Origin of the sequence: Vibrio sp. SS-MA-C1-2 (assembly GCF_021513135.1) — a bacterium.
GTDB lineage: Bacteria > Pseudomonadota > Gammaproteobacteria > Enterobacterales > Vibrionaceae.
In genome coordinates this window covers 2,361,037-2,385,938 of the sequence record NZ_CP090981.1, presented here as the reverse complement: position 1 = coordinate 2,385,938, position 24,902 = coordinate 2,361,037, and the positions used below count along the sequence as shown (strand labels likewise).

23 protein-coding genes are annotated in these 24,902 nt (G+C 39.5%); 9 read left to right on the top strand and 14 right to left on the bottom strand.

Annotated features, from left to right (window positions below):
- Positions 1 to 6 precede the first annotated feature (6 nt).
- The 7 genes from L0B53_RS15215 to L0B53_RS15185 all read right to left on the bottom strand — a co-directional run bounded on the left by L0B53_RS15215 (position 7) and on the right by L0B53_RS15185 (position 7,875).
- On the bottom strand, positions 7 to 1,629 hold the full coding sequence (locus tag L0B53_RS15215) for a VWA domain-containing protein (protein ID WP_235060453.1): 1,623 nt from the start codon (positions 1,627 to 1,629) through the stop codon (positions 7 to 9).
- On the bottom strand, positions 1,629 to 2,642 hold the full coding sequence (locus tag L0B53_RS15210; RefSeq protein ID WP_235060452.1) for a VWA domain-containing protein: 1,014 nt from the start codon (positions 2,640 to 2,642) through the stop codon (positions 1,629 to 1,631). Before L0B53_RS15210 ends, L0B53_RS15215 begins: the two co-directional genes overlap by 1 nt.
- Positions 2,639 to 3,226: a DUF4381 domain-containing protein gene (locus tag L0B53_RS15205; RefSeq protein WP_235060451.1), complete on the bottom strand. Its 588-nt coding sequence runs from the start codon at positions 3,224 to 3,226 to the stop codon at positions 2,639 to 2,641. The genes L0B53_RS15210 and L0B53_RS15205 overlap by 4 nt, the downstream gene beginning before the upstream one ends.
- Positions 3,226 to 4,257 (bottom strand): DUF58 domain-containing protein, encoded by a 1,032-nt coding sequence (locus tag L0B53_RS15200; RefSeq protein WP_235060450.1) that lies wholly within the window; start codon positions 4,255 to 4,257, stop codon positions 3,226 to 3,228. Before L0B53_RS15200 ends, L0B53_RS15205 begins: the two co-directional genes overlap by 1 nt.
- 15 nt (positions 4,258 to 4,272) lie before the next feature.
- Complete coding sequence (locus L0B53_RS15195) at positions 4,273 to 5,241, bottom strand: MoxR family ATPase (RefSeq protein ID WP_235060449.1); 969 nt, start codon at positions 5,239 to 5,241, stop codon at positions 4,273 to 4,275.
- 99 nt (positions 5,242 to 5,340) lie between these two features.
- Positions 5,341 to 6,126, bottom strand: coding sequence for a formylglycine-generating enzyme family protein (locus tag L0B53_RS15190; RefSeq protein WP_409202814.1), 786 nt, complete (start codon positions 6,124 to 6,126; stop codon positions 5,341 to 5,343).
- 174 nt (positions 6,127 to 6,300) lie between these two features.
- Positions 6,301 to 7,875: an arylsulfatase gene (locus tag L0B53_RS15185; RefSeq protein WP_235060448.1), complete on the bottom strand. Its 1,575-nt coding sequence runs from the start codon at positions 7,873 to 7,875 to the stop codon at positions 6,301 to 6,303.
- A gap of 483 nt (positions 7,876 to 8,358) precedes the next feature.
- On the opposite strand from L0B53_RS15185, the gene L0B53_RS15180 reads away from it, so the two are divergent.
- From L0B53_RS15180 to L0B53_RS15160, 5 genes are all read left to right on the top strand, one after another.
- Complete coding sequence (locus L0B53_RS15180; RefSeq protein ID WP_235060447.1) at positions 8,359 to 8,958, top strand: response regulator transcription factor; 600 nt, start codon at positions 8,359 to 8,361, stop codon at positions 8,956 to 8,958.
- Positions 8,959 to 8,968: 10 nt separating this feature from the next.
- On the top strand, positions 8,969 to 10,240 hold the full coding sequence (locus L0B53_RS15175; RefSeq protein WP_235060446.1) for an anaerobic sulfatase maturase: 1,272 nt from the start codon (positions 8,969 to 8,971) through the stop codon (positions 10,238 to 10,240).
- 110 nt (positions 10,241 to 10,350) lie between these two features.
- Positions 10,351 to 11,232, top strand: a complete 882-nt coding sequence (locus L0B53_RS15170) for a LysR family transcriptional regulator (protein ID WP_235060445.1) — start codon at positions 10,351 to 10,353, stop codon at positions 11,230 to 11,232.
- Positions 11,233 to 11,417: 185 nt separating this feature from the next.
- Positions 11,418 to 12,608: a M20 aminoacylase family protein gene (locus L0B53_RS15165; protein ID WP_235060444.1), complete on the top strand. Its 1,191-nt coding sequence runs from the start codon at positions 11,418 to 11,420 to the stop codon at positions 12,606 to 12,608.
- Between the two features lie 197 nt (positions 12,609 to 12,805).
- Positions 12,806 to 13,531, top strand: a complete 726-nt coding sequence (locus L0B53_RS15160) for an SDR family oxidoreductase (RefSeq protein WP_235060443.1) — start codon at positions 12,806 to 12,808, stop codon at positions 13,529 to 13,531.
- 37 nt (positions 13,532 to 13,568) lie between these two features.
- Here the strand turns inward: L0B53_RS15160 and L0B53_RS15155 are convergent, their stop codons facing one another.
- Entirely contained in the window at positions 13,569 to 13,712 is a 144-nt protein-coding gene (locus L0B53_RS15155) for a DUF2256 domain-containing protein (protein WP_235060442.1), read from the bottom strand.
- A gap of 322 nt (positions 13,713 to 14,034) precedes the next feature.
- On the opposite strand from L0B53_RS15155, the gene L0B53_RS15150 reads away from it, so the two are divergent.
- On the top strand, positions 14,035 to 15,456 hold the full coding sequence (locus L0B53_RS15150; protein WP_235060441.1) for an anaerobic C4-dicarboxylate transporter: 1,422 nt from the start codon (positions 14,035 to 14,037) through the stop codon (positions 15,454 to 15,456).
- Positions 15,457 to 15,564: 108 nt separating this feature from the next.
- On the opposite strand, the gene L0B53_RS15145 is transcribed toward L0B53_RS15150, so the two are convergent.
- The 6 genes from L0B53_RS15145 to yqeC form a co-directional block, all read right to left on the bottom strand.
- Entirely contained in the window at positions 15,565 to 15,906 is a 342-nt protein-coding gene (locus tag L0B53_RS15145) for a thiamine-binding protein (RefSeq protein WP_235060440.1), read from the bottom strand.
- Between the two features lie 17 nt (positions 15,907 to 15,923).
- Complete coding sequence (locus L0B53_RS15140; RefSeq protein WP_235060439.1) at positions 15,924 to 16,253, bottom strand: VOC family protein; 330 nt, start codon at positions 16,251 to 16,253, stop codon at positions 15,924 to 15,926.
- A gap of 31 nt (positions 16,254 to 16,284) precedes the next feature.
- Entirely contained in the window at positions 16,285 to 16,761 is a 477-nt protein-coding gene (locus L0B53_RS15135) for a prolyl-tRNA synthetase associated domain-containing protein (RefSeq protein ID WP_235060438.1), read from the bottom strand.
- A gap of 183 nt (positions 16,762 to 16,944) precedes the next feature.
- The gene (yqeB, locus tag L0B53_RS15130; protein WP_235060437.1) at positions 16,945 to 18,537 is read right to left on the bottom strand and encodes a selenium-dependent molybdenum cofactor biosynthesis protein YqeB; all 1,593 of its coding nucleotides are present in this window, start codon (positions 18,535 to 18,537) and stop codon (positions 16,945 to 16,947) included.
- Positions 18,538 to 18,636: 99 nt separating this feature from the next.
- Entirely contained in the window at positions 18,637 to 18,963 is a 327-nt protein-coding gene (locus L0B53_RS15125; RefSeq protein WP_235060436.1) for a hypothetical protein, read from the bottom strand.
- Positions 18,944 to 19,432: a selenium cofactor biosynthesis protein YqeC gene (gene yqeC, locus L0B53_RS15120; RefSeq protein ID WP_235060435.1), complete on the bottom strand. Its 489-nt coding sequence runs from the start codon at positions 19,430 to 19,432 to the stop codon at positions 18,944 to 18,946. Before yqeC ends, L0B53_RS15125 begins: the two co-directional genes overlap by 20 nt.
- A 34-nt stretch (positions 19,433 to 19,466) precedes the next feature.
- Between yqeC and mocA the strand changes: the two genes are divergently transcribed.
- From mocA to ssnA, 3 genes are all read left to right on the top strand, one after another.
- Positions 19,467 to 20,048, top strand: coding sequence for a molybdenum cofactor cytidylyltransferase (gene mocA, locus L0B53_RS15115; protein WP_235060434.1), 582 nt, complete (start codon positions 19,467 to 19,469; stop codon positions 20,046 to 20,048).
- A gap of 393 nt (positions 20,049 to 20,441) precedes the next feature.
- Entirely contained in the window at positions 20,442 to 23,543 is a 3,102-nt protein-coding gene (gene ygfK, locus L0B53_RS15110) for a putative selenate reductase subunit YgfK (protein WP_235060433.1), read from the top strand.
- Between the two features lie 4 nt (positions 23,544 to 23,547).
- Positions 23,548 to 24,870, top strand: a complete 1,323-nt coding sequence (ssnA, locus tag L0B53_RS15105; protein ID WP_235060432.1) for a putative aminohydrolase SsnA — start codon at positions 23,548 to 23,550, stop codon at positions 24,868 to 24,870.
- Positions 24,871 to 24,902 lie beyond the last annotated feature (32 nt).

Genomic DNA, 24,902 nt, shown 5'->3' with positions numbered 1-24,902 from the left:
AAGGCATTAATTGTTCTCCTGATTTGATAATGTTGCTTCAATTTGTGAAGAGGTTGCACTCTTTTGATTGAGTTGGATCTGAAATTTGGTGGCTAAAAAACGAGATGGGTCAGTCGCAACACGATTCATCCAACGTTGGTTTAACGCCTCATCTTGTAATATCTGTTCTGCGGTGAGGGGATCTTCCATAATAAACTCTTTTGCCACCCTCTCTTCTGCACCATCAGAGGTTTTAGGGGCATCACCTAACTCTCTAGATGCCTCATTCTCGGTATTTGCTTGACTCTCACTCATTAGATTGATGTCATCGATAATCTTCTGTAATACGTTCAGATTATGGTTTGCATTAGGATAATCAGGAGTTGCTTTTATTAATACTTTATACAGATCTCTGGCGGCAATATATTCTCGCTGGTGGGCGAGGGCATTGGCGGCATTAAATAACGCTTCTGGCGAATCAACGCGCATAAAATAACTGTGGGCTTTCTTATACTCTTGGGCTTGATAATAAGCGACCCCTTTCCATAATGGATCGATAAATCGTTCAGCTGCGGTAAGGTAATCTTGCTGTTGATAATACCATTGGCCTTGTTGATCGGCAGTTAGCCAGATATCAGCAAAATGCCATTCAGCGGCTTGAACTTGATTGGGCGCAGAAGATCCAAGAATCAACATCGATGCTAAACACCATTGAACCAGCCAACCCTTTCTAAACCACAACAGGAATAACGCCGCGAGAGGGAATAATAGGTAATAACCAACATCTTTCCATGGCAGCGATTTATCTAAGCTTAATAACATATGACGAGTGATCTGTTTATTGATCGATTCAATATCTTGGTTATCAACGCTGATGGTGATGATTTCTCCGTTACTTTGATCCGCTAATCGTTTGAGCCCAGTATAATCCATTGGAATATCGGACAGTTTTTCATTATTTCCAATTGAAAAAACAATCAGTTGATGATCTGAGTGAGCAAAATAGTCACTAAATTTCTGTACGGTTTGTGATCCGAGACCATCTGTAATTAACAGCACTGTCCCTGAGGTTGGGCTATTTTTAAATTCAGCATCAATGAGCGGCAAGCTGTACTCGGCAAATTTCCCTTTTCTTGGCATGATATTTGGTTTAATTGCATGAAGCAGCGGTTTATAAACATCGCTATCTTGAGTGGCAGGCATTGCTAAATGCGCACTGCCTGAATAGACAATTAAACTGGTGTTGCCGCCTGACCTTAACGTCAAAAGATCTTCAATTTTCTGTTTTGCTCGAATAAGACGACTGGGTGGTAAGTCCTTTTGTTGCATCGATGACGAGTTATCTAGAACGACCACCAGTGGCGCTTTATCTTCACCAAAAGGAGAGAGTTGCTGTTGCCACGTTGGACCTGAAGCGACAATAACCCCAAGAAGAATAATTAGATAGAGTAGTTTTAAAGGTAGCAGTTTCTTCCAACCACTATCACCCACCGTCAGCGCTTTGAGAAGATGTTCAGGGAGTTGTTTACTGAGCGTCTCTTGTTGTTCTTGTCTCCACCGCCACACCAGCAGCAGTGAAAAGGGGATCAATAAAAATAACCACTCTGGGCGCATAAAGTGAAATTGTTGCCAAAAAATTGAATCAAACATTATGACTTTCGCTTTGTATTGAGAATAGAGAGAGTGAAAGCGAGCAGGTAGATCAATAAGCAAGCGATAAGTGGCACATAATGAAGACTCACTTTCGGTTGATAATGGCTACTGTTATACACTTCGGGCTCTAATTTTGAAATTTGTTGATAAATGCGTTGCAGTTCTGCAGGTGATAGAGCTTGAAAAGATTCGCCACCGGTAATTTTAGCAACACGATCAATCACCGCCATATCAAGGGCTTGTTCACCGACCGTTTGTGGATCTCCCATCGCAATCATATGAAGACGTATATCTCGACTTGCTGCAATCTTTGCTGCTTCAATCGGTGGAACGAGACTATCGGTATCATTACCATCGGTTAAAATAATCGCGACTTTTTGTGGTTGCTGATCCTGAATGGTTTTTGAGCTGTCAGTTAAATCCTCGCCCTCTTCAAACACTTTAATGGCTAAACCAATCGCATCACCAAGATGAGTGCTTTGGCCTGCCATCGCAACACGGGTCTCATTTAGTAGTGCTAACCACGCTTGATGATCGGCGGTAAAAGGCGCTTGCAGATAGGCGTGATCACCAAATAAAATTAACCCTAAACGGTCGCCTTTTCGGTTTTCACTAAATTGACCTAATACTTTTTTCGCTGCATCAATACGGGACTGTTTTTTGCCGTCAGGAGCAATAAAGTCATTGGTATCCATGGAGCCAGAGAGATCGACCACCACCATCACATCGCGGCCGGTTAGCTCACGAGTTTGAGGTTTACCTAACCACATCGGTTGCATCATCGCGATAACGAGCAGTAACCAAGAGAGGGCTAATGTCAGTTTTTGCCACCATTTTGCACTCAATCGAACAGCTCCAGAGCTTGGTTTCTGTTCAAGAATAGTGATTAATAGTTGAAAAAATGGCACTTTAACCGCAGAACGTTGAGTTTGATAAGCGGGTGAAAATCGATAAACAAAATAGGGCAGAGGCAGTAAAACCAATAGCCAAGGATGAGTAAACTCTATCATGACAGCTCACTTTTATGGTGTTGTAACCAATAGATTAACGCTTTAATTAATTGTCGTTGTTGTTCTTCAGTTAAAGAGGGGGCTGATGGGGATAGAAGCCTCTGTTGCCACAATTGCCCCTCTTCACTATTTAATTGATTGGTTTTTTTGTTCATTTTGCTATCAAGAAAAATCAGCAGCGGTTCGCCCATTAATTGGTTAACCCCTGAATTTGGATAAGCATAATTAGCTGTTATTTTGATGATACGAGAGAGTTGATAATTAAAATCCAAGCTCGCCTCTGCTTTATTTAATTCCGTTTCTGCATCTTGATTTATACCAATAGATTGCTGAGTTGTTTTCTGAACTGAAAGCTGAGATGAATTCAGGTGATTCATCGCTTCGATGGCTTCTCGACGATAGCGATTACGGTACCATTGCTTGATTTTATAGCTAATAAACCAACCAGTGAGGAGCAATGTAAGAATAGCAAGCACTTGCCAGCCAACCGTTTGTGGCATCCAACTTATCGATTCGGGTGTTTTTATCTCGACCAAGTCTCTTAACATATAACTGCTGGTGGTTATTGGGTTTTCATTGCTCATTAACGACCTCCCAAGGCAGATTTAAAGGCTTTTTGATGATCACCTGCGGTATCTAAGCTAATCAGAGGAAGTTGTTGAATCGATAAAAGATTAGATAAAGACTGACTGAGTTGCTCAAAGTGAGTTTCAATTCCTTTTAAACGAGGGTTTTTAGCATCAATATTGAGCTGTAATTGCCCATCACTGGCAATAAAAGCGTGTTGAGAAAAATCAGGATGCATTTTTGACCACGATTGCTCTAATGGATCTGAAATTTGAATACAGAGAAGATCATTGTGATATTGCAAGCGCTTCATTTTTTGTAAGTCGGTGGCGTTCATCTGTTGAAAGTCGCTGATCAAAATAATCACAGAATCTTTAAATTGTGATTGATAAATCCGTTGTAGAGCCTGTGAAAATGGTGAAGATAGTTTTATCGAATCCGTTATCGAGTTTGCTGGCGATGGCTGACTAGCACCCGCTATTGAATTTTCTGCATGCAACTGCTGATTATACGTCTCAACGGTTTTTAAAATTCGCATCATTTGATTGGCACTTCGTTGTGATTTAAACCAGTGTTGTTGATGTTCATTAAAGATCAATGCGCCCACTCGGTCATTATCCGCGATAACCCGCCAACCAATTAGCGCAGTAATTTCCGCAGCAACCACTGACTTCATGGTATCAACCGAGGAGAAAAACATACTCTGCTGTTGATCTACGCAGATAATGACATTGTGATCTTTCTCTTCGCTGTAAGCACGAATATGAGGTTTACCGGTGCGTAGCGTTACACGCCAATCAAGGGAGCGAATATCATCTCCAGCATGATAGTGGCGTAACTCTTCAAAATTGAGTCCGCGACCGCGAAATTTAGATTGATGTCTACCCGCCAATAGACTTCCTGATTGTTGACGAGGAAGCAGGGTAAATCCTCTCGCTTGCTGTTTTAGCTTGAGTAGGTTGCGATATTGACAGTAGAGACGAGGATCTTGATATCGATCTTCGTTCTCAAGCGATTTTTTTGTTGAAGAGACTCTTGATGACAACATAGGGACGTTTGCTCACTAGCCAATGATCACGGAGTTTAATAGCTCATCGACAACCTGCTTAGGAGAGATGTTATCGGCAATCGCATCAAAGCTAACAATTAATCGGTGAGCTAAGACAGAATGAACAACGGCACGAACATCATCAGGTTCAACATAATCTCGACCCGATAACCAAGCATGGGCACGAGAGCAGCGATCTAATGCAATAGAAGCTCGAGGACTTACGCCTACGGTTAACCAACTGGCTAATGGTGAATTGGAGTAACGCTCTGGGTGACGTGTCGCCATCACTAAACCGACAATATAACGCTCTATGATCTCTGAAGTATGAATTTGGTTGAGTTCTGCACGCCCTGCAAGAATATGCTCTGGGTCGACTTTGACTGTTACATTGTGACTGTTTTGTTCTTCATCTCGAACCATTCTGATGATCGCCAGCTCTGCATGATCATCAGGATAATTAACCGTCACTTTCATTAAGAAACGATCCATTTGTGCTTCAGGAAGGGGATAGGTTCCCTCTTGTTCAATGGGATTTTGAGTAGCAAGCACCATAAATGGCGTCGGTAATTGATGGGTAATATCACCGACTGTTAATGTCCCTTCTGCCATCGCTTCAAGGAGTGCCGCTTGAACTTTAGCGGGGGCTCGGTTGATTTCATCGGCAAGGACAATGGAATTAAAGATAGGCCCTGGCTGAAATGTAAGATTCGGTTTTCCGTTAATCTCTTGATATACATCTGTGCCTGTCACATCGGAAGGAAGCAAGTCTGGCGTAAATTGGATTCGACCAAACGAGGCTGATAAGCTATCTGCTAAGGCTTTAATTGATCGCGTTTTTGCGGTTCCCGGTAATCCCTCTAAAAGAATATGCCCATCAGCTAATAGCGCAATAACTAATGCTTTGACTACATGTTGTTGACCAACAACGGATTGGTTAATCGAGCTCATTAGTTGTTGAACAGCGTGTTGTGATGGGTTCATTTTTTACCTCTTTTAGCGGGCGGTTTTTATTAATAACGATTTAAAGTGGGGAGTTACCATTGATTGGTAACTCCAATTATTTTAGGTATCGTCTCTGTTTTACTTAGTATCGATCGCTAAACGTAAACCAATATCGACAAGAATGGTGGATTGACTAGCAAAATCACGTCGGTAGTTTTCTGACTCATTTGCATCATAAGAGTAACCGCCACCACGCAGAGATTTATGAGCTAAGTTACGGTCGGTATCAATATTATTATTTGGATTATTTGATGGTGAAATAAAGTAGAAATCTTTGTCATAAGCATCAGAGACTAATTCACCCACATTCCCCGTCATGTCGTATAGACCGAGTTCATTAGGTTTTTTCTGGCCAACAGGATGAAGTTTGTTGTTGGCATTTCCCGCATACCAAGCCACCTGATCGATGTTGTTAGAGCCGCTATATTTATAGCCTTTACTTTGATTACCACCTTGAGCGGCAAATTCCCACTCGGCTTCGGTTGGTAATCTAAATTTCAGGTGAGTACGTTTATTCAATTCAGCAATAAAAAATTGAACCTGTTGCCAACTAACATTGTTCATTGGGTTATTATCACCCGGGAAGTAAGTGTATGAAGGCCCCATTACTTCGGTAAAAATATCTTGGGTCAGTTCAAATTTACTCATGTAAAAGCTATCAATAGTAACTGGATGAGCGGGCTTTTCAGCTTCACTGGTAGACTGATCATTACCCATAACAAAGCGACCGCCTTGGACTAAAACCATGCTTCCCATGATCTGTTGTGTTAGAGGGTTATCATATTTATCGACATTATTTGTCACAGGAAGAGAGCAGCCTTGAAGAGCAAAAAGAGCGGGGATTAGCAGATAACGTAATTTCATAACAGTAACCAATAATTAATAGAAGTGAAATGGAATGATAATGATATTTTCCATCTAATTTTTTCAAGCTATAGATATGAGTTCTAAGGAGGATAAACCATAATTTTAGAACGAATATCTATAACAAAAATTCTAGGTGCTGAAACAACACCTAGATAATTATTTATTTAAGCTTTACTTCATGGTATTCACTTGCTGTTGAAGTGTCTCAATCTGTTGTAATTTGCTTTGCAGTGTCATTGACCCATAATTGATGTTTGATGGGTTCATTGTTTGACCTTTCTGCATTGGATAGTCAGGCAGTGTCTTCATGAAGTCTTGAATGACTTCACCTGCTGGGACAAATAACCACATATTGTCGGCCATCCAGCGTAGATACATACCAGATTCATGCGGTGCTTTCTCAAATGGGTCTGCACGTAGGTTGATGATTTGTGGCCAGTTTGGTTGGAAACGAACCGCATCAGAAATAGCGCCTTCCATTACCGCAAAGTTCAATTTAAAATCACCCCAACGGATGGCATTTAATTCACCGTTTGCTGAGAAGTAAAGCATGCTATTACGTGGTGACTCTTCAGATTTACCTTCAAAATATGGCTTCATGTTGTAACCATCAAGGTGTACGCGCCACTCTTTACCATTTGCACTGTAACCTTCAGCCAGTTTCTCTTTCACGTCAGGAACACCGGCTGCTGCAAGTAAGGTTGGCAGCCAATCTTGTTGTGCCATCATACCATTGAATTGACTACCCGCTTCGATAGTGCCTGGCCAACGAACAAGCTGAGGAACACGCATACCGCCTTCCCATGTTGTGCCTTTTTCACCGTGGAATGGGGTGGTACCACCATCTGGCCATGTTAATGTTTCTGCACCATTATCGGTGGTGTAGATGACAATGGTATTATCAGCAATCTTTAACTCATCAAGTTTGTCTAATAACACACCGACATGATCATCGGCTTCCATCATGCCATCTGCATAAATACTGACACCAGAGATACCGCGGTATTTCTCTTGTAGGCGTGTCCAAACGTGCATACGTGTTGAGTTATGCCAGATAAAGAATGGCTTATCTGCTTTTACCGCTTTTTCCATGAAGGCAAGAGTTCCGTCTAAGAACTCTTCATCGGCATGCTCCATACGCTTACGTGTCATTGGGCCGGTATCTTCAATACGTCCGTCCGCAAAAGCGTGAATAACACCGCGAGGACCGAAACGTTTACGGAACTCTGGATCTTGAGGGTAGTAGTATGTTTCTGGCTCTTCTTCCGCATTTAAGTGGTATAAGTTACCGAAGAACTCATCAAAACCATGCTTAGTCGGTAAGTGTTGATCTTGGTCACCAAGGTGGTTTTTACCAAACTGAGCGGTCATGTAGCCTTGCTCTTTTAGTAGGTCAGCAATGGTCGGCGCCCAATCTGGGATACCGTGAGTAGAGCCCGGCATACCAATGGTTAATAATCCAGTACGGAACGGTTCTTGACCGGTAATGAATGAGGCGCGGCCAGCGGTACAGCTCTGTTGTGCATAATGGTCAGTAAAAAGAGCACCTTCATTAGCAATACGATCGATGTTTGGTGTTTTGTAGCCCATCATTCCTTGGTTATAAGCACTGATATTGTAGTAACCAACATCATCACCAAAAATCGCAAGAATATTTGGACGAGTTGTATCTTGAGCGGCAATGGCAGCATGAGAAGAGAGAACTAAACCAACCCCAACAGCAACTTTACTTAATGACTTCATCATAAGAAACCTTAAAAATATAATTGAATAAAAATATGAAATGTAACTATGTGAGCTTTATTTATAAGAATGGGCGCTCACTGCCGATGAAGCTATTAAAGGTGATTTGCAAAAAAATTCATACTAGGGAATTTACTATAAATGGAATGTTATATTTCACTTTGTGATGGTGAACACGGTCGAAATAAAAACCGTAATTCTACCAGTACCTATTTATCAATATTTCCATCAAAATAGATTTTATTAAACATCATTAGGTTAACGTTTTAAGTCAAGTTGAAAGGTTATTTTAAAAGGTACTCAGGGTTATTGATGTGGTTTAACGATGGCAAGTGAAGTGCACTAACATTTCGAAAACATCAAATAACGATGGGTATAACAATAACAATAACAATAACAATAGTAATAGCAGGGATGCATGGTTGCGTTTTATAACCATATAAACAGGCAATGTGGCTTGTGAAAATTTTTCGAGAATAGGACGATATGAGTAATTTAATTTTAGCTGATGACCATTTATTAGTTGCCCAAGGCATAGCAACCTTATTAGAAACTGAGCACAATATTATTGCGATTGCAAAGAATGGTGATGAGTTGATTGATTTAGTCAATAAGTACTCGCCAGATATGGTGATTACTGATGTTAATATGCCGGGAATGACCGGTATCGCTGCGATTACTAAATTGAAAAATAGACATAAACAACTGAAAACCATCTGTTTAACTATGCATGATGAAGTTGAGTATGCAGAAGGTGCATTTGCTGCAGGTGCGAATGGTTATGTCTTAAAGCATCAAGCTGGTGAAGAGTTATTGGTGGCCGTTTCTTGTGTGTTACAAGGCGAGCAATATATTTCAAAATCAATCGATCTTAAACTTGAAAAACCAACCCTTTCAAATCGTCAAATCAGTGTATTACAACTACTTGCTCAAGGAAAATCAGCAAAACAGATTGCCGATGAACTTTATATATCATCACGTACTGTTGAATTCCATAAATATTCAATGATGAAACTACTTGGCGTTAAAACGAGTGCAGAACTTATCCAATATGCATTTTATCATGGTCTTATGATCAGAAATTAAGAGATTAAATATGAGTGAATCAATTCAAAGCGTTGTGGTAAAACCTGGGCGTCGATTACATGTTATGGCTAAGCCGATTGGAGCGAGTTGTAATATTGACTGTCAATATTGTTATTATCTAAGTAAAGAAGAATTACTTGATTATAAGAAAGGGTGTTCTCCTGAAATGGATGAAGAGACGCTTGAATTATATATTCGACAATATATTGAAAATCAAAATACGCCTGAAATTATCTTCTCTTGGCAGGGCGGTGAGCCAACGTTATTAGGATTGGCGTATTTTGAAAAGATCGTAAAATTCCAGAAAAAATATCAGCCATCTGGTGTGATTATCTCTAATGATTTGCAAACAAATGGCACATTACTAAATGATAAGTGGTGTAAATTTTTAAAGCAAAACAATTTCTTAGTCGGTTTAAGTATTGACGGGCCAGAGCATCTTCATAATGCTTACCGTAAAAATAAAGCGGGACGCGGCACCTTCAAGAAAGTGATGGAAGCCGTCGATCTTCTACATCGTCATAAAGTCAGTTTTGCTACCCTGACTTGTATCAATGACAAAACAAGCCGTAGCCCACTTGAAGTTTATCGTTTTCTTCGTGATGAAGTTCGTTCACCACAAATGCAATTTATTCCGATTGTTGAGCAGAAAACATTCCGTACCACGGCACCGCAACACTGGGATAAAGGTGATATCGCAGTCCAAGGCAGTATTGAGCTAATTCCTCAGGTTGAAGGCAGTGTGATGGAGTCTTGGTCTGTTTCTGCTGAGAATTGGGGTGAGTTTTTATGTACTGTTTTTGATGAGTGGTTGAGCCATGATTTTGGTCGTATTCATGTACAGTATTTTGAAGCTTTTGTCGAAACATGGATGGGACGGAATAATCCTCTTTGTACGCTGGGTCCAATGTGTGGTAAAGGATTAGCGATGGAGCCGACAGGTGATGTTTTTGCTTGTGATCATTATGTTTATCCTGAATATAAGATTGGTAACATCAAAGAGACTAACTTAGGTGAGATGGCATACTCTTCTGCGCAAGAGACGTTTGGTCGTAACAAATCAAATACCCTGACTAAACAGTGTCGTCAGTGTGATTATCAATTTGCTTGTTATGGTGAGTGTCCGAAGAACCGCTTTATTAAATCTCGTGATGGTGAAGAAGGGCATAACTATCTGTGTGAAGGCTGGTACCGTTTCTACAAACATATCGACCCATATATGGCTCAAATTCTAGAGCATTTAGGTTATCCAGTTGCTAAGGGTAAATATCAAACCAAATAAAGTTTTATTTTGAAATGAGTGGCATAGGGAATCTATAGCCACTCATTTTTTTGAAATTATCTTGAAGTGAAAAATACCTTTAAGTGAAAATGATAAAAGGGAGGTTATTGATGCGATTAGATGATATTAGAGTATTCCACACCGTCGTCGAGGCGGGGGGATTTACTGCTGCTGCCCATGTTCTTGACCTGCCGAAATCTAATATTAGCCGCCGAGTTAGTCAATTAGAAGCCAACCTTAACGTCACGCTATTCCAAAGAACGACGCGAAAATTATTCCTGACAGATAAGGGCAAGACATACTACGAAAGAACTCGAATATTAATGAATGAGTTTGTCGAATTAAATGAAAATATGATGGATCGTGGTCAAGATATTAAAGCAAATATCCGATTGCAAATTTTTAATGAAGCCATCATGTTTATGTCATGCTTTTATAAGTTTCAGCAACGTTATCCTAATATTCACCTCAATATTACCGCTCACAATCAACAAGTATTATTAGAACAACATAGTTTTGATCTCTCAATGCGAGTGGGTATTCAACCAGATTCATCGATGGTAGCTCGTTCACTTGGTGAATTTAAGCGAATTATTGTTGCAAGCCCTACTTATATTGCAAATTATGGGCATCCTGAAACCATTGAGCAGATATCTGACCATAATAGCCTCTGCTTTCGTACTCCTGATGGCATCATCGAGAAAGAGTGGATTATTGGACCCGAGCGAATTCCCGTCGAAATAAAAAGTAAAATTATCTGCAATAGTGCTTTAATCGTTCACCATGCAGCTTGTTCGGGCGAAGGAATTAGTTATCTGCCAGAAGAGCTTTGTGAAGAAGATATTGCTAGCGGTCGATTAATCAACCTTTTTCCCAATATCGCCTCTCACCCTGAAAAAGTATGGCTCGTGTTCCCTTCAAGACAACGATTAAGTTATGCGTCTCGTCTTCTGCTTGAATTTTTGATTGAAGAATTAAAGAGTGATAAGTGAAACAAAAAGTAAAAGCGAGAATAATTTATTGATATTGGTATTGATTGATAGTTATCGACATTGATTGCTCGTTATGGGGAATGACGAGTTATTTGAAGTTAAGGGATCATTGCCGAAACTGATTGCCTTATTTCTATATAACTTTTATTGTTTTGTGAATTTAAAATTAAAACAATAGGCGCTATATGGAACATAGAATTCAAACAGGCTCTGAACGCCATAATGAGATGATTAACTGGCGTCACGATATACATGCCCACCCAGAAATTGCTTATCAAGAATTTAGAACTTCAGATAAAGTTGCAAAAATACTGACTAACTTAGGCTTAGTTGTGGATCGCGGATTAGGTGGAACTGGCGTTGTTGCAACGCTAAAAGGTAAGTTAGGTCAGGGTAAAACAATTGGTTTACGTGCAGATATGGATGCACTACCAATGACAGAATTGAATACCTTCAGTCATTGTTCGACACATCAAGGAAAAATGCATGCCTGTGGCCATGATGGGCATACCACTATGTTACTTGGTGCTGCCTCATATTTAGCCAGCTCGCCTGAATTTAAAGAGAGAAACTTTGCTGGCACCATTCACTTTATTTTCCAACCAGCAGAAGAGAATGAAGCTGGTGCAAAAGCGATGATCGAAGACGGGCTATTTGATAAGTTTCCTGTCGATGCGATTTTTGGACTTCATAATTGGCCGGATCTTCCAGCAGGACAAGCGGCTGTTCATCACAGTGCAGTCATGGCGGCATTTGATACTTTTGATATCACGATCACAGGTCAAGGTGGACATGGTGCAATGCCACATATGAGTTGTGATCCTATTCTTGCTGCGAGCTTAATTACCACAGCGCTACAAAGTGTCGTTAGTCGAAATATTGATCCTCAAAAAGCGGGTGTAGTGAGCGTTACTCAGATCGCCGGCGGGAATGCATACAATATCATTCCAGAAAAAGCAGAGCTAAAAGGCACCACGCGATCTTTTTGTCCTGATGTGAGAGATCAAATAGAAGCGAGAATGAAAACCATTGTTCATTCTATTGCTGAAGCACAAGGATGCAAAGCTGAGTTTAATTATAGTCGACGCTATCCGGCGACAATTAATACCTTTGCTGAGGCTGAGTTGTGTCGTGCTGTTTTAGAGTCTCAGTCTGATGTCGCAAACGTAATGATTAATCCACCAGCAAGTATGGGAGGTGAGGATTTTGCCTTCATGCTTGAAGATAATCCGGGTTGTTATATTTGGTTAGGTAATGGCCATCAAAAGAATAACTATAGTTTACATAACCCTAATTATGATTTTAACGATCAAATATTACCTTTGGGCGCCAATTATTGGGTCTCTTTAGTCGAGCATTTTCTTAACTTAAAATAACAGTCGCGAAATTCGATACTGGAAAAGTTATATGTAATGGCGTGTTTATAGAAATGAAGCTAATGATTTTTAGCTTCATTTATCTCTGTTACCGACATCCCTTATTAATATACCGAACGTAACTTCAAGTCAGAAAAATATAGTTCGATAAATAAAGACTACACTTAGTTTACACTCTTAGTTAATAAGGTTCAGTCATGATTATTTTGATTGTCGGTGGAAATGGTGGAATAGGAAAAGCACTATTAATTGCGTTGTTACAACAATTCCCTTTAGCTCAAATACATGCAACTTATCACTCTTCAAATCCTGATTTTAATAAATCAGATCTTCTAACATTAGAGACGGTTATTTGGTATCAACTCGATGTAACGAAAGAAAATCAAGTACAAGCCTTAAGTGCACAATTCGAAAGAATCGATTGGATAATTAATTGTGTAGGGGCATTGCATATTTATGATAGAGGACCTGAAAAAAGAATTACTGAAGCGACAAAAGACCATTTTATTCACTCTATGACCATCAACACATTACCCACCTTATTGTTAGCCAATTATTTTGATAAGTCGTTACGGTTGAGTAAACAGGCTAAATTTGCCACTATTTCAGCTAAAGTAGGGAGTATTACAGATAATCAGTTAGGCGGCTGGTATAGTTACCGTGCTTCAAAAGCAGCATTAAATATGTTGTTAAAAACGTTAGCCATTGAGTGGAAAAAAACCAATAAAAATGCGACGGTCTTGTCAATACATCCCGGGACGACAGATACCCCGCTTTCTAAACCCTTTCATAAAAATATTCCTGCTGAAAAATTATTTACCCCAGAAAAAGTAGCTAAAGATATAATAAAACTGCTACTTGAATCAACGCCTGAGCTGTCTGGATCTTTTCTTGCTTATGATGGTGAGCATTTACTTTGGTAACCAAGACCATTTATTGAACATCAGAGAAACTGAGTCATTAATTTTTTACCCCTTGTTGCCGACAACGCTTAGAGCAATAAATAACCTGATGCCAATCTTTGCTCCATTTTTTTCGCCAACTAAAAGGACGTTGGCAAACAGGGCAGACCTTCTCGGGCAGATTTAATTTTTTATGAGTCATACTCCTCAATATAATCCTAAGGACCATTTTTAAACAGTTTAATTTATTGTTTATTAAAAAAGAGATTCATAAATCTAGAGCACTATTTGGACTGAAATTTTACCATGATGTTTTTTTGCCCGATATGTACCCAGATGACGATAACTTTATGCATCTTATTTCTTATTGATTTTATTGATATAAATCAATCCAATGTAACACTTTGTAGGTATTCATTAGGAGTGAGATCTTGCTCAAATAATTGAATCGCAACATCGGCATATAATCCTGAAAAATTATAACAATTCATAGAAATTAATCATTTTAAAATTAAGGAAAATATATGTTTTATATTCATATGTTATTGCTACTTAGTGTCATATTTATTGGGATAAGGTATGGGGGTGTTGCATTTGGTCTGTTAGGTGGTTTAGGTGTCTCAGTATTAGCATTCGTATTTGATGTGGCACCGGGTAAGCCGCCAATCAGTGTGATGTTAATCATCCTTGCCGTGGTCGCAGCGTCGGCAACACTAGAAGCAACCGGTGGTTTAAAACTATTAGTTAATTATGCTGAAAAACTGCTACGTAAACACCCGAATAAAATTGTCTTTTTGGGCCCTCTTTGTACTTACTCATTAACGGTATTAGTGGGAACGGGTCACTCTGTTTATCCTCTACTTCCTGTGATTTATGATGTGGCTTATAAGAAAGGGATTCGTCCTGAGCGTCCAATGGCAATGGCAACCGTAGCATCTCAAATGGGGATTACTGCCAGCCCTATTGCTGCCGCGGCCGCCGTTGTGATGGCAACGGCAACCACCAATAACCTTGATATTGGTTTAGTGGATGTCTTAATGGTGACAATTCCTGCAACATTAACCGGTGTGATTATTGCTTCAGCTTGGAGTTTAAACCGTGGTAAAGATCTGGCTAATGATCCTGAGTTCATTAAGCGTTGTGAAAACCCAGAGTTTAAAGCACAGTTAATTGATGAATCTGAACCTGTTGATGAGCAAGCACCAAAAGCTGCTCAAGATACGGCGAAGAAAGGGTTGATGATCTTTGTATTGGGTATTTTAAGTGTTATTTTTGTGGCGATGTTTGGCAAGAGTTTAGGTCTGCTTCCTGAAGGCGTAAAAATGTCAGTCGCGATTCAGTTCTTAATGCTTTCTGTAGGCGCGATTATTCTGTTAATCACCAAAGTAGAGCCGAAGAAAATCGTTAACAGTAATGTCTTTATTGCAGGTATGACGGCGGTTATTATCATATTTGGTATTGCTTGGATGAGTGACACGATCATCTCTTACAATAAACCTTACATTATTAGTTTAGTAGAAGGTGTTGTTAAGTCTCACCCTTGGAGCTTTGCGATTGCAATGTTTGCCAGCTCGGTATTCCTGAAAAGCCAAGCTGCGGTATTAACTATTATGTTACCACTTGGCTTTGCTTTAGGTATCCCAGCTGAAGTATTAATTGGTGTGTTACCAGCCTGTTATGCTTACTTCTTCTTCCCATTCTATCCAAGTGATCTCGCGGCAATTACTTTTGACCGTTCGGGCACAACAAAGATTGGTAAGTATGTATTGAATCATAGCTTCTTATTACCGGGCTTTATTGGTGTGGTTACCGCGACATTAATTGGTTATGCATTGTCGTTGAATATCATTGCATTATGGCAATGGGCAATTGTGATTGCGATTATTAGTTTTATGATTAATAAGATGATTACTAAAAAAGAAGAGTTAATCACGGCAACAAATTAAGATAATTCGTTATTTTCAAGTGATGATGTAAACGTCAAAAAACTTAAATAAAAACGAAAGTCGATGAGATTTCAATGTGATACTGTGATCTCATCGATTTTCATATTTTTATTTATCAACAAACATATGATTAGCTTTGGTAACACCGCGATCGTAAGTACAAAAGGTATCAGTAGCTGCTTCGGTTTTACTATGGATTTTAATATTGGTAATGACCTCTAATGCACCGGCATCATAACACGCCTGTTGGGCGTCTTTAATGATCTCTAATAGATGGTTTAGTTCGCCTTTCATTGTTGTCTCCATGGCACCTACTTGGAAAGGAACATCCGCGTTTTTGACCACTTCAATTGCTTTATCGACAACTTCGAAGTTATTTCCCTCTTTGAGTCTTGGGATAATTTGAAATGCGACAAAAACATCTTTGACTACTGGACTATTTTTAGACATGTTTACTTTACTCTTTGTTATTTAATAGAATTAGATTCTGTTTGTGATAGTTTTAGTATTTCGATGTAATTATGATCTTTATCTTGAATATAAACGGAACGAGTTTGATCCCGATGAGTTTTAGCTTGACCATATTTATCGATATTTTCTTTAATAATTGCAAAGTGATATGGGTGCTGACTGGGTAAAACTAAAGCTAAAGCAGTATTTTCAAATTGTAATAAAGCCCAACTCCCATCTTGGTAAGTAACATCACAATTAAAGTTCTCAGTGTACCAAGTCACAGATTCTGCAATATTCTCGACTTGTATTGCAGTATGATGAAGGGTATCAAGTTTTTTATTCATAATGTTACTCAAGCAAATAATGTCATGATGATTATAGCTTATACACGTTAGCTTCTCGATTTTGAGTATTAAATAATTTTTTAATATCTTCAAGAGAGAGAACGAGAGTTGAAGTATTGGTTTTGGGGTGGCATTGCACCTGTTCAGAATTCCAAACATCTTGGTCAATAATCAATTCAACTTCGTGATTAGGATCAGAGAGAATATCAAGAATAGAAACTGAACCGGGTTTAGACGCTAAATATTTATCGAGTCGTTCCGAAGAAGCAAAACTTAGCTTATTAACACCTAGCTGTTCTGAGAGGAGGTTTAACTTTAACTCTTTATTATCAGACATAACCACCAAGAAGTGATTTCTTCCTTTTCTATCTTTTAAAAAGAGGTTTTTTGTGCTGATGCCTGGAATATCTAAACCTAGTTCATTTGCTTGATCACAGGTATATACGGCAGGATGGTCAAATTTTTTATAGTTAATTTCAAATTGTTCAAAGAGAGAATATAAGTCCATTTTCATTCAATACATTGGTTATTAAAGTAGAAAATAACAATAACAAACAGACGATTATTAGACAATGTGAATGAGTATTGTTTCATAAAAAAGTAGCGTGAATGAGATGATATATATACCCAATGTAATTGGAGTTGCCGCTCGTTACGCAGCAACTCCTACTTTTTTAGGTTTGAAAACAGCCTATAACTGTTGCTCTAACGTTAACATCGCTTCCAAGACACTTCCGCTGATGGCTCTAGCTTTGTCAGATGCCGTTGTATAATCAGCATCTACGCCACGGGGATCGATATCACCCACTTTAAAACCTTCAGTGACCGTTAAGTCATTATTGAGTAAACCGCGAATCATTCCAGTTAATGGCGAAAAAATGGGCGTTTCATCAATCATGGCAATTAAATCGCCTTCATTAACTAAATCGCCAAGTGATAGCTCACTACGGAAGATACCTGCGACGGGTGCTCGCATGACGCGCTGGTGGGAGTAACCGACAATACTGCCCGGAATCCCCGTATTTGGTTGTGTTTCACCGTGATAAATAATTTGTCCTAAATGATGACCGCGATTTGTTTCGATAACCGCATCGCAATCAACGCCTGCATTAAAGCCGGGGCCTAAGGCAATGGTAATCGATGCCATATCCTTTGTTGTGCCTAAGTTCTGTTTTGCTAAAATAGCATCAACAACAAACCGTGGTTTTAAAGCTTTTAAACTAACGCCTTCAGCATCGACCAGTACAGGAATATTGCCGCGCTCTAAAATGGCATATGTCTCTTTTAAGTTATTTGCTTTTTCTGCGGTAACACCTTCGACGGTACTGTGTTGATCAAAAATAGCTTGAGCAAACGCCACTGTACGACGAATCACAGTTGGCTTTTCGATATCACTCATGATGACTTTGAAACCCGCTTTATGCAGTCTAAGAGCAACACCGGTTGCCATATCACCCGCTCCACGCATAAAGACTAATTTATCTTGCTGTAAGCGAACATCATCTTTCAACTGTTCACCACTAGCTTGATTTTTGAACTTTAACACTTCAGCCATCACACTAATGGCAAGCTCTTCGGGGGTTTCTGCTCCAATGTTCAGGCCAATAGGAGAGTGGATTTTATCTAATCGATCCTGACTAATTCCGTTGTCTCTTAATGAGTTAAAGAAGGTTTGAACTTTACGCTTGCTGGCGAGTAAACCTGTGTAGAAAGTGGGCTTTTCAATCACGTGACAAATAGCATCTTTATCTTGATGATTAGTGGCGATAACCACGTAGCTGTTTTGATCGATATCTGTTTTATCTATCGCATCAATCATTGTGTCACCGAGGACTAGGCGAGTCCCTTCAGGAAATTGTTGTGGATCTAAGCTACCAATATAATTATCAGCGACGGTGACAGCAAAACCTAAGGTGTTGGCGCAGTGGGCAATAGAACGGTTAACATGACCTCCGCCAATCAGAATAAGACGAGGGCGAACCCCATAAACATCGACAAAGACACTCATTGCTCCACCGCAATCCATTCCCATGGCTTGTGCGCCTGTTTGTGCCATTCGTCCTTGCACCATGCGTGCTTTACCTTCTTGAATCGCTTCAATTGATTGATCAATTACATGACGCTCAATCATACCGCCACCCACGGTTCCGACAATTGAACCATCTTGTTTTATAATCATTTGCCCTGAATGACGGGGTGTTGAGCCTCGAGTCTCAATAATGTTTGCGAGTGCAAAGGGAATATTTTGTTTTTCTAATTCTGCTGCGTGTGAAAAGATATTCATGATAGTCTGCCTTTAATGTTTGGTAGTTCAGAACATGAATATCTCTCTTATTCAATGTTATTGGCGACCTGCCAGCAACATTAATATAAATCAAAGACGTTATTCTGTTCTTACTACCTGTTCTAATTTAGGTTCAGAATTGTTATTAATCATCGACGTTAGCCACACTTGACTCAATGCCGGACAATCATTGAGAATTTCATTTGCCAATCTTAATGTGGCTTGATAATCCTCAAGTAAATCACTTTTGTTGATTGCCCAAATCATTTTTGTTGCAATTGTCACCCCTTGAAACATACCGTTGGGATGATTGATCAATGAGGTCAGTCTATTTCTGCCTAATAGCTCGCCCTCGATTGATCCAGTAATGGTTGAGAAGTGTTCCCATCGATGAAAGTTCTTACTATCAATAGGTTGGAGTACCACTTCCCCCCGTTACCGCAATAACAATATCTGTACTTGAAGGAATGCAAGGTTCATGCCCTAGTGGTGCTTTGATGGGTCTTCTTCGTGCTCCATCTGCCTCAATGATTAGAACTGTGAACAAATCGAGGTTTTTTATATGATTAATTAATTCCGGATCAACACCCAAGACCTTATCTTTGTCATAATCTATTTTACTGGCACAGTAGGTAATTGAGTGACTATCAATTTGAGTGTCAGATTGTAATAGTGATAGTAATTTCTCATTGTCACTATTAATCACTAAGTTAGATATTTGATCTGAGGTCGGTACGAACATCTTGGTTGTAGTAGAGACTAAGACTTTATGTCCTTGTGCTGCCATTTGTTGGGCGAGCCAAAATGTTAAAGAGGTTTTCCCTCCTCCGCCAATTAATGAAATGGTGATCGGTGTCAATAGATCTGAATTAGGCAGTAAAAATTTTTCCATCATGAAACTTCTCATCAAAATAAAAGGTTAATAAAAAATGACGACCAAACAGTATGACATTGACTGTGTAATGCCTGCAGCGGGTCTATCTTCTCGAATGGGTGACTGGAAGATGATGTTACCTTATAAAGAAGGGACAATCCTTGATATAAGTATCGATAATGCTTTAACTTTTTGTCGTCGAGTGATTCTTGTGGCGGGGTTTAATGCTGAGCAATTGATTGAACGCTATCAAGACCGTGCTGAGATCTTAGTGGTAACTAATGAAACTTATTTATCTGGGATGTTTAGTTCGATTCAGCGTGGTGTTGCTGAAGTGGAGACAGAACACTTTTTTATCGCCCATGGTGATTTACCTTGTTTGACCTATCATATTTATGAACAGATGTGGCAGCAACGTGGAGATGAGGTCGTGATGCCAATTTATGGTGACAAAAATGGTCATCCAGTTATTTTTCCTAACAAATGGCGTTCAGTGCTACTGTCTCAGCCTCTTGATAGTAAAATGAAAAAGTTAGTGATGAGCAGTAACCCGACGTTTGTTACTCTTGAAAGTGCTGAAATACTGCATGATATCGATACGCCAGATGCTTATCAGACGCTATTAAAACAGCGCTAGATCTCGGTATATTTTACTGCTTATTTAATGACTTCTCCCAATAAATCACTATCAATATCATAATGATAGTGATCTACTACCTAATTGATAAAGCCATCTTGTTTGTTAGTTATCATTCTCATTTGGCTCAAAATAGACCCTTTTTTTTATTTTGAGCCAACTCACAATCTGATCCTAAGATTAGACTCCCATCACGAAAAATATCCCTTTCTTATTGTGTTATGACTTTTTGGCTCGATTGTTGCTCTTTGTATATCAAGAATAAAAGTTAATTCGTTTAAATATCATTATCACAGGTTATACCGAGTGATTGAACTATTAGCATTTACCATGATCAACAGAATAACAATGATGATAACTGTTTGATCTTATTGCAGAAGCAAGGAGAGTAATATGGGTGACATTATGCGTCCCGTACCATTTGGTGAGATCTTAAATCGTGTTTTTTGCGAATATAAAGAGAGCCAATCTATTTTTGGGATCCCACAGAAGCAGTTTTACCAAAAAAGAGATGAAAGAAAAATTGATGTCTTTGGTGAAACATGTGAAACACCAATTGGTCCAGCAGCAGGTCCTCACACTCAGCTAACTCAAAATATTATTGCCTCTTGGTTAGCGGGTGGTCGTTTCATGGAACTTAAAACAGTTCAGAAACTAGACCGATTAGAACTTGAAAAACCCTGTATTGATGCAGAAGATGAGTGTTTTAATACAGAATGGTCGACAGAGTTTACTTTAGTTAAAGCTTATGATGAGTATGTAAAAGCTTGGATGGCGCTTTACCTATTAGAAGAAATTTTTGACCCACGCATGAGTGGAGAAGCAAAATCGTTCACTTTTAATATGAGTGTCGGTTATGACTTAGATGGCATTAAAACAGCACCAATGCAGCAATTTATCGATAACATGATGGATTCAAGCAACAGTGATGTTTTTGCTGCTCATAAAGAAGAACTTCGCCGCTGGGTGAATGATGAAGCGTTTTTAAAATCAATGGGTTTAGAAGATCGAGCTGATCGTCTGCAAGCGCTACCTGATGCGATTCCAACGAAATTAGTTGAAGGCGTGACCTTATCGACGATGCATGGTTGTCCTCCACATGAAATTGAAGCGATCTGTCGCTATATGTTGGAAGAGAAAGGCATCAATACATTTGTAAAATTAAACCCAACACTTCTTGGCTTTAAACGTGTACGTGAAATTTTAGACAACAGTGGTTTTGATTATATCGGCTTAAGTGAAGAAGCTTTTTCTCATGATCTTAAGATTGAAGATGCAAAAGCGATGCTTCATCGTTTAGTTGATTTAGGTAAAGAGAAACAATTGGGCTTTGGTGTTAAGTTAACCAATACATTAGGCACAATGAACTTAAAAGGCGTGTTACCTGGCGATGAAATGTACATGTCTGGTCGTGCACTATTTCCATTATCAATTAATGTTGCTTTAGAGCTTTCTCGTGAATTTAATGGAACTTTACCTATCTCTTACTCAGGTGGTGCCGCAAAATTCAATATCAAAGAGATTTTTGAAACCGGTATTCGTCCAATCACAATGGCGACAGATTTATTGAAGCCTGGCGGTTATTTACGTCTTGTTGATTGTGCTGAAGAGTTAGATAGCAGTGATGATTGGGCTAATAATAAGATTGATTTAGTGAAGCTTGAAGCATTAGCAGCTAAATCACTTTCAATGGAATATACCCAGAAAGAGTGGCGCGGTCCTGAAGAGATTACCGTTAAAGAGAGTGTGCCATTAACAGATTGTTATGTTGCACCTTGTGTCACGGCATGTCCAATTAGTCAGGATATCCCTGAGTATATTCGTTTGATGGGTGAACAGAAGTATGTTCAAGCATTAGAGCTAATCTATGCACGTAACGCATTACCAGCAATTACCGGTGAGATCTGTGACCATCAGTGCCAGTACAACTGTACTCGTCGAGATTATGATGGTGCATTGAATATTCGTGAAATGAAGAAAATTGCTCTTGAAAAAGGTTGGGATGAGTATCAAGCGAAATGGCATCAACCAGCAATAAATGACAAACAACCCGTTGCTGTTATCGGTGCAGGGCCCGCTGGATTATCAGCAGCCTATTTTATGGCTCGCGCAGGTTACCCTGTCACGTTGTTTGAGAAGGAACAAAATGCAGGTGGTGTGGTTAAAAATATCATTCCTCAGTTCCGTATTCCTGCTGAATCGATTGAACATGATATTGAGTTTGTTGCCAATCACGGTGTTCAATTTGAATATGGCTGCAAAGATGACATTACCGTTGATGCATTAAAAGCGAGTGGCTATAAGTATGTTTGCTTAGGTATAGGTGCAAACAAAGGTAATCCAATCCAAATCAGTGGTGAAAACCAGAACATCCATAAATCATTAGAGTTCTTACGTGAATTCAATGATGGAGAAGTGGCATCATTAGGTCGTCATGTTGCGGTTGTTGGTGCGGGTAATACTGCGATGGACAGTGCTCGTGCGGCGCTTAAAGTGCCAGGTGTGGAAGAGGTGACAGTAATTTATCGTCGTACACTAGCTGAAATGCCTGCTTATAAAGAAGAGTATGAAGAAGCGGTTGAAGATGGCGTTAAGTTCATGTTCTTAACTAACCCTGAAAGCTTCGAAACCAATGGCAAGTTAACCGCTCGTGTTATGGAGTTAGGTGAACCCGATCAAGGTGGTCGTCGTCGTCCTGTTGCAACGGATAAGACAGTTGAATTACAAATTGATGCAATGATTACCGCTGTTGGTGAGCAAGCTAACCGTGATGTGTTAACCAAGATGGGTATCCCAATGGGGACTGATGGTTGGCCTGAAGTCAATGCAGAAACCTGTGAAACTGGTGTTGAGAATGTGTTCCTAATGGGGGATGCCGCGACAGGTCCATCATCAATTGTTAGCGCAATTTCAGGTGGTCGTAAAGCCGCTGATACTATTTTAGCGCGCGAGCAAAAAGTGTTTGATCAATTTGATGTGACGTCAGAAGTTAAAGTAGCCGAAGTTTATGCTCGTAAAGGTCAAATCCCAGTGCAACTTATTGCTGCTGATGATAAAGATGCCTTTATTGCACAAGAAGCGGAGCGTTGCTTAGAGTGTTCATATGTATGTAGCAAGTGTGTGGATGTTTGTCCTAACCGCGCTAACATCTCTTTACCAATTCCTGGCTTCCGTGACCCGTATCAAACATTACATTTAGATGCTTACTGTAATGAGTGTGGTAACTGTGCTCGCTTCTGTCCTTGGGATAGCAAGCCTTATAAAGATAAGGTAACTATCTACAGCCTACGTGGTGATTTTGCAGATAGCACAAACCCAGGCTTCTACGTTGAGGATAAAGAGTTATTGGTTCGTCTTGAAGGTGAAACTTATACTTTATCTATTGATAACCAAGGAAAAGTTGCCAATGCGCCAACAGCTTTGGCTGAAATGTGCGACATTATCACTTATGTTCACCAAAACCATCACTATCTATTAGGCGCTGTTGAGGAGTAATCAAATGTTAGTATTGAAAAATGCCACTGCGATTCAATTTGAACCGGCATTGGTACAAGAAGGGGTTGATATCGTTGTTGATAACGATCTTATTGTTGCAGTAGGTTCTAATATTGCGGCTAATTATCCTCAAGCTCAAGTCAAAGATATGAAGGGCAAGTTAGTGATGCCGGGAATCGTCTGTTCTCATAATCACTTTTATTCAGGTTTATCGCGCGGCATCATGGCGGATATCAAGCCAAGCCCTGACTTTATCTCTACCTTGAAAAATTTATGGTGGAAGGTAGATAGATCACTTGATGAAGAAGCACTTTATTACAGCGGTATGGTCTGCTCATTAGAAGCGATTCGTAGCGGGACAACGTCGGTTATCGATCACCATGCATCACCAAACTATATTGGTGGATCTTTAGCGACATTGCGTAAAAGCTTCTTAGATGTAGGTTTACGCGGTATGACTTGTTTTGAAACCACCGATCGTAATGGTGGTGTAGCTGAAATGCAAGCCGGTGTCGAAGAGAATATTGCTTTTGCTCAGTTAATTGATGCTGAAAAAGGAAAAGTGCCACACTTAGTTGAAGCTCATATCGGGGCTCATGCACCATTTACTGTCACAAATGATGGTTTATCTATGTTGCAAGAAGCGATTCAAGCCACAGGGCGTGGTTTGCATATTCATTGTGCTGAAGATCTTTATGATGTTTCTCATAGTCATCACCATTATGGACAAGATATTGTTGAGCGTTTAGATAGCTTTGGCCTAATTAATAATAAGACTTTATTAGCGCATGGTCTGTTCTTATCAGACAACGACATTGATATCTTAAATGATCGTGATGCATTCCTTGTTCATAATGCACGTTCAAATATGAACAATGGTGTGGGATACAACCATAAACTGACTAAGTTTAAAAATGTGGCGCTCGGTACGGATGGTATTGGTGCGGATATGTTTGAAGAGCTGAAGTTTGCATTCTTTAAACATCGTGATGCAAATGGTCCGTTATGGCCAGATAGCTTCTTACGTCACCTATATAATGGTAATGAGCTATTAGCTCGTAACTTTGGTTCACAATTTGGTCGTTTGGAAGCGGGATATAAAGCAGATTTAACGGTCTGCGATTATACCAGTCCAACGCCATTTGTGGCTGACAATTTACCTGGGCACTTTGCTTTTGCATTGAATGCAGGAAATGTAAACTCAGTAATGGTTGAAGGTCGATTTGTATATCAAGATCGTGAATTCCCATTTGATATTGAACCAATTTATGCTGAAGCACGTAAGGTCGCTAAACGTGTATGGCAAAGAATGGATAATTTAGATTAATTTCTAAATATAAAATGGCTGCTATTAGGCAG